Raw genomic sequence first — 2,519 nt, 5'->3', positions numbered from 1 at the left:
GACACAATTCTCTCAAAATGCTGTATTCTTCCTTTGACAGATGCTTTACTTTTTGCTTTACCGTAAGATACATAGCTTTTCTCCTTTCTTTCAGATTTAGGATATTTCCTATGCATTTATTATAGTATATATTTTACTGATTATCAATAGTTTTAGTAAGAAATACGGCATTCATCCCCCACTTTCGCTTCACTTAGAAGTGGGGGTATTCTGCCGTGATATGGATAAAAAAAGGATTATTCATAACTTGAGATGAATGATGTAATATCTTTTTAGATTCTACCACATAAAACGTATTATTTCAAGTAATATATCATTTTCTTGTTAGTTATTGAAAAGTGAAGGGGTGCATTTAGTTTGAAAGTAATAATAACAACAATGTGCAATAATACAATGAATATATGTGTGTTGCATTTACTCTGAAAGCATTAGTTGAAGCTGAAAAATCAATATAAAAATCAACCATTTGTAAAAAAAGAAATGGCAGTAAAAACCGCCATTTCATAATGCTTATTCAGCCTGCCAGCTGTTCAGGTATTCCTCCTGTTCCGGAGAGAGCTTGTCTATTTCGATCCCCCAGAAACGGAGTTTACGTTCTGCAACTTCAATATCTACTTCACGCGGAACCTGAATGAGGTTCTCTGTGAGATTATTCCTGTTCTTTGCGAGATATGCTGCAGTGAGAGCCTGAATAGCGAATGACATATCCATGATCTCTGCTGGATGTCCGTCACCTGCAGCGAGGTTAACGAGTCTGCCTTCACCGATAACATATACGCTGTTTCCGTTAGCGAGCTTGTATCCCTGAATGTTGTTGCGAGCTTCCCACTGTTCTGTGGAATTGGCTTTCAGCCATGCAACACTTACTTCGCAGTCAAAGTGTCCTGCGTTGCAGAGGATAGCTCCGTCCTTCATGTTAAGGAATGAATTCTCAGTGATAACATCCTTGCATCCAGTTACAGTAACAAAGAAATCACCGATCTTTGCAGCTTCTTCCATCTTCATTACCGTGAATCCATCCATAACTGCTTCCATAGCCTTTATAGGATCTATCTCAGTAACGATAACTTTTGCGCCAAGGCCCTTTGCACGCATAGCAACGCCCTTTCCGCACCAGCCATATCCGGCAACTACAACATACTTACCTGCAACGATGAGATTAGTAGTTCTGTTGATTCCATCCCATACTGACTGACCTGTTCCATAGCGGTTATCAAAGAGATGTTTGCAGTCAGCGTTGTTGACAAGTGCCATCGGAAATTTAAGTTTTCCAGCCTTGTTCATTGCTATAAGGCGGATGATTCCTGTAGTGGTCTCTTCGCAGCCTCCTATTACATTAGGAATAAGCTCAGGATACTCAGTATGTATCATGTTAACAAGGTCACCGCCGTCGTCGATGATGATATTTGGACCAATTGAAATGACTTCTGTAAGGTGAGCATGGTATTCCTCTGGTGTTGCACCATGCCATGCAAAAACGTTGAGACCGCTGTGAACGAGACCAGCAGCTACATCATCCTGTGTTGATAGGGGATTGCTTCCTGTTATGTACATCTCAGCTCCGCCAGCTGCAAGTACTTTGCAGAGGTAAGCAGTCTTGGCTTCAAGATGAATCGAGAGGGCTATCTTCAGACCGGCAAATGGCTTTTCTTTTAGGAAATCTGCTTCAATACTTCTGAGGAGAGGCATATTCTGCTTTACCCACTGTATCTTTCTTTCTCCGCTCTCCCAGAGAGCAGGATCTCTTATTATACTCATATTCTTTCTTCCTTTCGGGTGTGATAGATTTATTTTATCATAAATCATTGTTGAATGCAATAATACGAGTGATATTTTTTGATTTGAACAATCTATAGCTTTTTTCTATACTTGATGCTTCATAGCCAATCTCACGAGATATTTTATTGCTCGTTCCTTATCTCCATTTTTGAATACTTGATTTGTATTGCTATATATGCTATAATCATTTTTGGATTTTCAAACTAGGGAGAGTGCATTATGGATAAAAAAATAATAAACGGATATGTGGCTGAATACGAAAACGGTGTGTTCAGGACTTCAAAAAAGGATATTTATGTTATTGACGGTAAAATAGCTTTCAGTGCGGACTCTGATGAGTTTGAAGTAATAGATGCGAAAGACAGGCTTATAATGCCAGGACTTATCAATATGCATACTCATGCGTATATGACGATGTTCAGGAATTATGCTGATGATGTCAGTTTTGACGAATGGCTCTTCAAACGTATTATGCCGGTTGAAGATGTAATAGAAAAAGAGGATGCCTACTGGACTAATATGCTCGGAATGATCGAAATGATCGAGAGCGGTACTACTTGTTTCTCTGATATGCATATGTTTGAGGGACAGTCTTGTAAAGCTGCTAAGGAAGCCGGAATGAGAGCATTTATTGGGCGCGGCCTTGTCGGAAGCGATCTCAATGGTGACGGTGCCGGACGTCTCGGTGAGGCACTCCGCGAGAAGGACGCATACGAAAGTGATACGATCAAGTTCATACT

At 40.1% G+C, this 2,519-nt stretch carries 2 protein-coding genes; one reads left to right on the top strand and one right to left on the bottom strand.

The annotated features are described in order from the left end of the window. Positions 1 to 510: 510 nt before the first annotated feature. Positions 511 to 1,758 (bottom strand): adenosylhomocysteinase, encoded by a 1,248-nt coding sequence (locus tag J6U00_RS04195; protein ID WP_296579314.1) that lies wholly within the window; start codon positions 1,756 to 1,758, stop codon positions 511 to 513. Between the two features lie 240 nt (positions 1,759 to 1,998). Between J6U00_RS04195 and J6U00_RS04190 the strand changes: the two genes are divergently transcribed. Continuing rightward, the coding region (locus tag J6U00_RS04190; protein WP_296579311.1) for an amidohydrolase family protein at positions 1,999 to 2,519 on the top strand (521 nt) is incomplete at its 3' end.

Source organism: Ruminococcus sp., assembly GCF_017650195.1.
Classification (GTDB): domain Bacteria; phylum Bacillota; class Clostridia; order Oscillospirales; family Ruminococcaceae; genus Ruminococcus.
Note: the sequence above shows the minus strand (reverse complement) of the source record. Positions and strands in the feature narration are given on the sequence as shown.